Genomic DNA, 7,659 nt, shown 5'->3' with positions numbered 1-7,659 from the left:
ACCTTTTTATTTTCGACAATTTGAAGATACTCATACCGACCTGATTTTTTAATTCTGGCAAACATGGCATCCCCTCCAGTAAGGACACCTTATTTTTATGCTATAATTTCTTTAAAAACAATATTAAATTTCAATTCTGTGGCACCACCTTTTGGGGCTTTTACAAAATGCGACATAGTAATTACAGGCATTTTGGACAAAAAAGGTCTCCCAACTGTAGAAGATGAGCATGAGGTTTGAAGTTTAACTGCAAGCACATCCATTGCTGTGTAAAGTATTATCTTTTAATTCAATCCCCATGGATCTTGAGATAAACTCCAGCATGGACATGCTTCCTCCCTGTTTGATTTTTGAACCAATACGAATGGCTTCTATCACTTCAGCCTCATCAATCCCCAACTCTTCTGCCTGATCTGCATGAAAAACAAAACACGGCTGGCAGTTGCTTGCCACAGATGCGCCAATTCCAATGAGAATTTTTATGTTTTCATCCATGATGGACGCCTCTTTCCTTTGAGATTTTCCTATGGATACCAAATAATCGTTTCACAAATGCCTGATTACCTCATCTGCGACTGTCCGGGCATGACTTCTGATTTCATCATCCATCATCTCATTGATACCAAAAAGTTGCCTGTCAAAATCATAAAGGGTATCTGCAATGATGATTTTTGGAGCAAGGCCAGGAAGAACGCCCTGCATCATGCGCGTAGAACATTCCAGAAAGCAACCTTCCAGTGCGATCAGCTTCTGGGCATTTCTGACGAGGTTCCTTTGCCCTGTATTTTTTGTGAAAGCCCCGCCGAGACAGATACGGACAGTCTTGTCGGGTACGAGCCTATGGCAGAGAATATTGGCGGCCTGTCTCGCGATTTCTCCCCTGAGACATGCACCTTCACAGCACATGATGGCAACCTGTTTATTTTGATTTTCCTTTGAATAATTTTCGCACATCTGGCAGGTTTTACCTGTTTTCTTAACGGCTACTGTTTCATATTCAGGTTTTGTTTTGTCATGGTCGTTGTTGCAGCATATCGTGTCTGCCATTTTTACTCCTGTATCAGTGTTGTCATGTGAACTGCGGTAAAAACTTGGGCCTTTTACCGCTTAGACGGCATTCCACATGAAAAAGATACACTCTGTCCGAGTTTTTTGTCTGCTGTGCAGATCCGGATTTGTATCGGAACATTTTGCCAGTAACACTATATTTGATTATCACCACGCTTTTTAAGGCATATGATATGGAACAGCCCTTACTTAACTTCAGGGGCTGTTCGTGCGCCTGCCATGCCAAGGCAAATCCAACCCCAACTCAGTTTTTTTGCATAAAAAAAGTCTAACCCCCTCCTCACACGAACCGAATCCTTTTATTCCTAAACATTGGCGCATTCCCTGGTTTTTCAGCCTTCCGTTTTAGATATTTTCCATTTCATTCACATGCTTCTTCATGGAGGAAAAGATGTTGAAACACCTTCGTATGCAGGCCCTTGTCCTCTGTCTGGCCCTGCTCCTGGCCGCTCCGGTGGCGGCAAAAAACGTAATCCTTATGGTCAGCGACGGTATGGGTTTCAGCACCGTCATGGCCACGGATTACTACCATGGGGAAAAGCCCGTGTATGCGGCCTTTCCCGAAAAGTACATGATGACCACCTACAGTGTTCTCGGTGATTACAGACCCGAGATCGGGTGGAAGGTTTTTGGTTCCCACACCCTCAACCCCACGGATTCCGCAGCTGCCTCAACGGCCATGGGAACAGGGGTGAAGACCATCCCCGGCATGGTGGGCATGAATCCCGGAAGCCTTCCCATGAAAAACATGGTGGAAACCGCCGCCGGACAGGGCATGGCCACGGGTCTTGTCACCTCGGTTCCCATCAGCCACGCCACGCCCGCTGGCATGGTGGCCCATGAGCTTTCGCGAAACAGCTACGAAAAAATCGCCCGGGAAATGCTGTACGCCAGTGACCTGGATGTGCTCATGGGCGCAGGCCATCCCCTGTACGACAACAATGGCAATCTGAAAATTTCAGGCCAGGAATATAAATACGTGGGCGGCGAAGGGGTCTTTCAGCAGCTGACCAGTGAAGAAGGTCTTTTCGGCAAGGATGGTCGCATCTGGCATTTCATGGATGCCAAAGCAGATTTTGAGGCTCTGGCCAGGGGCGATCAGATCCATACCAAAGTCCTGGGGCTTGCAAGGGCCGCCACCACCCTCCAACAAGCGCGATCCGGCGACCGGCAGCTTGTGGACAGATCCACCCCCAACCCTGAAACCCCAAGCCTTGCCGTGATGAGTAGGGGTGCCCTGAACGCCCTTTCCGCAAACGGGAAGAACTTTTTTCTCATGGTGGAAGGGGGGGCTGTGGACTGGGCGGCCCACAGCAACGAAAAAGGACGGCTGATAGAAGAACAGCGGGATTTCAACGAGGCCGTTGCCGCCGTGGCGGACTGGGTGGAAACCCACAGCAGCTGGGAGGAGACCCTTCTCATCGTGACCGCCGACCATGAGTGCGGTTACCTCTGGGGATCGGAAAGCCGTACCTTTACGCCGGTGCAGGATCGCGGGGCCGGGAACATGCCGGAGATGGTCTTTCACGCCGATGGTCACAGCAATCTGCCCGTACCCCTGTACGTGAAAGGAGAAGGGGTTTCCGGCCTGCTGAAAAGCCTTGTGGACGGCAGGGACAGCTATTTTGCAGGGCTCATCGCAGGCTTTGATCCGGATTTCACGGGAGAGTACATCGACAACACGGATCTCTTTCTTCTCATGAACCAGTGGATTTCAGAAGAGAAGGGCAGCCATGGAAAAGGCCTGTGGCTGAAAGGGGATCTCCATGCCCATTCCCTTTACAGCGACGGCAACGCCCCGGTGGCTGCGGTGATCCGGGAAGCCGAAGCCAGAGGGTTTGATTTTTTCAGCCTGACGGATCACGACAGCCACCTTTTTGAAAGGGGCCGTTATGAAGGCCTCAAGCCTCCCCACTGGGAAGACCGGGACCATGTGTCCGGCAGCATGCAGCTCCTTTACGGCGTGGAGTGGACATCTTCAAAGGGGCACGCCAATGTCTGGGCCGCAGAACCCTTTGACTATGGCCCCCTGTGGCAGGCCAATGACGCGCTGGATGCCACGGCGGCCCTTTACGGAGCGCACCGGGGACAGGCCCTTTTTTCCATCAACCATCCTGCGGCGGTGTTCTGCTGCCCCTGGAAATATGGTGTGGATCACCTGGTGGATACGGTGGAGGTATGGAACAGCATGTATCGCCTTCCCAACTTCAACGCCTGGGCCAGCCATCCCTTCTGGGATGCCCAGCTGATTCAGGGCCGCCGCCTCACCGCTGTGGGCGGGTCGGACACCCACAAGCTTTCTGCATACGCATCCGGCCTTGCGGCAAAGGTGGAAGCCTCCCTCTTTGGTCTCGGCAATCCCACCACCTGGGTCTATGCGGAGGAAAAATCGTCGGAAGCCATTCTGGCGGCCATCCGGAAGGGGCATGTGTCCATCAGCCACGCACCGGACAAGGAAAGACTTGATTTTGTTGCAGATCGCGACGGAGACGGCCTCTTTGAAACCCTTGTGGGCGATAATCTCATACAGACCGGCGATAACCCCATCACCTTCCGGCTGGAGATCCACAATCCGGAACCTTCCGGATGGCTGGCCCGTCCCCGTGTGGAGGCCCTTGACGTGAAAAACCTGCTGGCCCTTGCCTCAGGCGAAGTGGATCTCAAGGCCCTCGCCTCCCTTCTTTCCAGAAAGGACACCTATCTGGTCTCCGTTTTCAAAAACGGTCTGCTCCATAGGGCCTGGCTTTTAAGCGGCGGCGCAGCATCGGTCTCCTTCACCGAAACGCCAGATCCAAAGGGCCGCACCCACTACCGGGCGGAACTGCTCGGAAGACCTGAGAACCTGCTTTCAAACCGGCTGCTGCATGGCCGGGTGAAGGCCGTCACCAACCCCATTTACGTCAATTTTCCTGCGCGCTGATCCATAAAGGAGGACAGAATGTTGCATACCATCGGATACCGCCATGCCATCGGGCTGCTGCTGGGAGTGTTCATGCTCTCTGGCCTTGGAATGCCCGCCCATGCCGCTTTTTTCGGAAAAAAGAACATGGATTTTATTGTAGAGCCCTACCTTGTGCATCCGGATACGGACACCATGACCGTGATGTTCGAAGCCCACTGTGTTCTGCCAAAAGTCCTTTACCGGCAGGTCGGCAGGGAAAAATTTGAGGAAATCCGGCCGGAACGCCTTCCCCTGCTTCCCACCCTGCACAGGGCAAGGATAAAAGGGCTGCTTTCGGATACGGAATATGAATACCGCATTGAAACCCCGACCCGGAAAAGCGATACCTACCGCTTCCGCACCTGGCCGACGGCAGCGGATGGGGTGGACAGGGTGAAGATCATCGCCATCAGCGATACCCAGGGCGACCACCCGGAAAGGCTGCGGGATACCATCACAAACGGCATTCTCCGCGTGGAAGCCCAGGGGGATGCGGACAGGGCCGCATCGGAAATACGGGCTTTGCTCATCACAGGCGATCTTGTGACCTCGGGCAGCATCAAATCCCAGTGGACAAAGGATTTTTTCCCAAACCTTCAGCCTCTCATCTCCAGGGTGCCGGTGCTGCCCGCCATCGGCAATCATGATCAGCTTCCCTTTTTCTTTGCCGCCTATTTTGACATGCTCCCCGACGGCAGCGCCCCGCTCACGGAGGAAGGTTTTTTCTACGCCAAGGACCTCCTCAACCTGCGCATCCTCACCCTGGACACCAACCTTTCCGTGGATGCGGAAAACCTGCCCGATATCACGGATATCTTCCAGAGAAAGTGGCTGGAGCGGGAACTGGATGCAGCGGCGTTCAGCCCGTCCACGGATTTCGTGCTGGCCCAGTTCCATCATCCCTGCAAGTCCGAACTCTGGCCCGTTGGCAACAGCCGCAGGGCCTGTGACTACGTGAAGCGTCTGGAAACCTTCACAAGGGAAGCCGCCAAGCCCAGCCTGCACTTTTACGGACACACCCATGGCTACTCCCGTGGCCAGAGCCGGGATGTTTCCCATCTCTGGGTGAATGTGGCCACAACGGCAGGGCACATTGACTACTGGGGCGAGTACGAACAGATCGACTATGAAGAGATTCAGAAGAGTGAAGACACCTACGGATATGTGATGGTGGAAGTGAGGGGAGGGGAGGAGGCTTCCCTGCGCCTTGTCCGCAGAAGTGGCGGCAACGGCATTATCTCCCATGGGTTCAGCGACGACACCCTTTCCGACACCTTCCTGCTTCCCCTCCGCGGGCAAGGCCCCGAACAGCCCCTCATGCAGGAAGCCTTCAGAACGGAAACGGGCGATATCCTTCTTAAGGCTTCCGCCTTTGCCGGGGAAACAGGGGAAGACCGTCATCTGGAAACCCACTGGCAGCTCTCCGGAGATGCGGCATTTTCCCATCCCGTACAGATCTGGGGCAATGCCACCCGCAGCGAGAACATCTGGCATGGAGACAACATTCAGGAAGGCGTGGACATCACCCGTTACCAGGTGAAAAAGAATCTTTTTCAGACCCCCGGCTTTGCCCGTGTACGCTACCGGGATGAAACCTTTGCCTGGTCCCCCTGGTCGGAGCCTCTGACCATTCCGGAAGCCTCCGGCGAATAAACGCACCTTCTACAGACACTGAAAAAGAACCGGCGCAGCGGGAAAAACTTCCCTGCGCCGGTTTTTCTGTATCCGCCTGAAAAAACAAAAAAGCTGTCATCTCATAAAAAAGCCCGACCGTTGTCTTTCGGGAAAAAGACCGATAAGAAAGGTTCTTGATAATGAAACGGGGGGCTGCAGAAAGGAAAGTCTCTTTTACCCGCCCTTACTTCCGTCACCTGTGGCAGTACACTTTCCTATGGGAGGGTTCCGGACATGAAAAAACCGAAAAAAACCAAAGCCTCAAAACGGGCTGCTCTTGCGAATAAAAAAAAGCTTCCCAAAGGCGTCATGCGTTCATCCTTCAAGATCACAGAAGAAGCCATCAAGCGGGCAAGGCCCTTTCCGGAAGAGATTGAAAAAGAAAGGGAAGCGCTCCTGGGCATGGCCAAAGAACAGCCACAGAAAGCCATCCCAAGACTGAAGGAGCTGAAAGAAAAATACCCGGAGGTTCGTGAGATCAGCAACTGGTTATCCGCAGCCCTTTCTGCCGTCGGTCAGAAGGAAGAAGCCGATGCCCTTGCCAAAGAAAGCTTTCTGAAACATCCGGACTATCTCTTTGCAAGGATGAACTATGTCTCAATCTGCCTGCGGGACGGAAATCTTGAAGAAATACCGAAGATACTGGATAAGTTTGACCTGAAAATGCTGTATCCGGATCGGGATACCTTCCATGTTTCAGAGGTTGCCACTTTTTATGGAATAACGGGCCAATATCATCTTGCAAGCGGCAATACGGATGCCGCCCTGACCTGCCTCAATCTTCTTCAAGAGGTTGCGCCCGATCATCGGGAGACCCTGACCTTGATGCTTGCGCTGGCCCCCACTTTCTACAAAACTTTCTTGAAAAACCGGATCCGATAAAAAACGGGTCTGGAACAGCCCCCCTTTTGCTTTTGCTCACGGTTCGACAGGCTCACCGTGAACGGTGTGAGGGAAACAGAGGGCTAATCCATCCTTCAACCGTTCACCCTGAGCTTGTCGAAGGGTAAACGGAGCCTGTCGAAGGGTGAGTCGAAAAAAAACAAAGATCACCCCTTTTGCTTTTACTCACGGTTCGACAGGCTCACCGTGAACGGTATGAGGGAGACAAAGGGCTAATCCATCCTTCAACCGTTCACCCTGAGCTTGTCGAAGGGTAAACGGAGCCTGTCGAAGGGTGAGTCGAAAAAAAACAAAGATCACCTCTTTTGCTTTTGCTCACGGTTCGACAGGCTCACCGTGAACGGTGTGAGGGAGACAAAGGGCAATCCATCCTTCAGTCCGTTCACCCTGAGCCTGTCGAAGGGTGAGTCGAAAAAAAACAAAGATCACCCCTTTTGCTTTTGCTCACGGTTCGACAGGCTCACCGTGAACGGTGTGAGGGAGACAAAGGGCAATCCATCCTTCAGTCCGTTCACCCTGAGCCTGTCGAAGGGTGATTTGAAGAGGCTCGGGCCAACCTTGACACTTCCTCCCAATCTCCGCGCATCATCGCCTCCTTCTTTTTTCGGCTCCAGCCCTTGATTTGCCGTTCAGCGGCGAGTGCCTCTTCACGAGTTGTGAAAGATTGCGAAAAGACAAATTGCGCCGGACGGCGTGAAAACGTGTAACAATCTGGAATTTCTCCGGACTCGTGCTGTGCCAGACGGCGTTCAAGATCGTCCGTGTGTCCGGTGTAATAACTTCCATCACGGCAACGAAGAATGTAGATCCAAAAGGGTTTCATGCGGGGACCGATCTTTTTATGATAAGCTTGAACCGTGCCGAATGAGCGCACATTGTCCGATTGGGTTTGCAACCTCGTCCGCCAGAGACGAAACGGGAGGACGCTGAACGCACCCCTACCATATTAGGGCGTGTCATCAATTGTGCAGCTGACAATTTTCCGGATTCACAACGAGGTGTTTTTGTGCTTTTCTGTTGATGGGCTGTGGGAGGACCCTTCAATGACAAGACGTTATGGATTGAGAGATGAT

At 52.8% G+C, this 7,659-nt stretch carries 6 protein-coding genes; 3 read left to right on the top strand and 3 right to left on the bottom strand.

The window, feature by feature from the left end; translation table 11 throughout:
• Positions 1 to 243: 243 nt before the first annotated feature.
• Together RBR60_RS15645 and RBR60_RS15640 are read right to left on the bottom strand one after the other, a co-directional pair.
• The gene (locus RBR60_RS15645) at positions 244 to 495 is read right to left on the bottom strand and encodes a carboxymuconolactone decarboxylase family protein (protein ID WP_320358504.1); all 252 of its coding nucleotides are present in this window, start codon (positions 493 to 495) and stop codon (positions 244 to 246) included.
• A gap of 51 nt (positions 496 to 546) precedes the next feature.
• Positions 547 to 1,047, bottom strand: a complete 501-nt coding sequence (locus RBR60_RS15640; protein ID WP_320358502.1) for a putative zinc-binding protein — start codon at positions 1,045 to 1,047, stop codon at positions 547 to 549.
• A gap of 412 nt (positions 1,048 to 1,459) precedes the next feature.
• Between RBR60_RS15640 and RBR60_RS15635 the strand changes: the two genes are divergently transcribed.
• From RBR60_RS15635 to RBR60_RS15625, 3 genes are all read left to right on the top strand, one after another.
• Positions 1,460 to 3,988, top strand: a complete 2,529-nt coding sequence (locus tag RBR60_RS15635; protein ID WP_320358500.1) for an alkaline phosphatase — start codon at positions 1,460 to 1,462, stop codon at positions 3,986 to 3,988.
• A gap of 18 nt (positions 3,989 to 4,006) precedes the next feature.
• A complete protein-coding gene (locus RBR60_RS15630; protein WP_320358498.1) occupies positions 4,007 to 5,662 on the top strand; it encodes an FN3 domain-containing metallophosphoesterase family protein in 1,656 nt (551 codons plus the stop codon).
• 255 nt (positions 5,663 to 5,917) lie between these two features.
• The gene (locus tag RBR60_RS15625; protein WP_320358496.1) at positions 5,918 to 6,565 is read left to right on the top strand and encodes a hypothetical protein; all 648 of its coding nucleotides are present in this window, start codon (positions 5,918 to 5,920) and stop codon (positions 6,563 to 6,565) included.
• 532 nt (positions 6,566 to 7,097) lie between these two features.
• Here the strand turns inward: RBR60_RS15625 and RBR60_RS16870 are convergent.
• A complete protein-coding gene (locus RBR60_RS16870; protein WP_413815479.1) occupies positions 7,098 to 7,409 on the bottom strand; it encodes a GIY-YIG nuclease family protein in 312 nt (103 codons plus the stop codon).
• Positions 7,410 to 7,659 lie beyond the last annotated feature (250 nt).

Source organism: Desulfobotulus sp., assembly GCF_034006065.1.
Classification (GTDB): Bacteria; Desulfobacterota; Desulfobacteria; order Desulfobacterales; family ASO4-4; genus Desulfobotulus.
The sequence above is the reverse complement of the archived record's forward strand: the minus strand, read 5'-3'. Positions and strand labels throughout refer to the sequence as shown.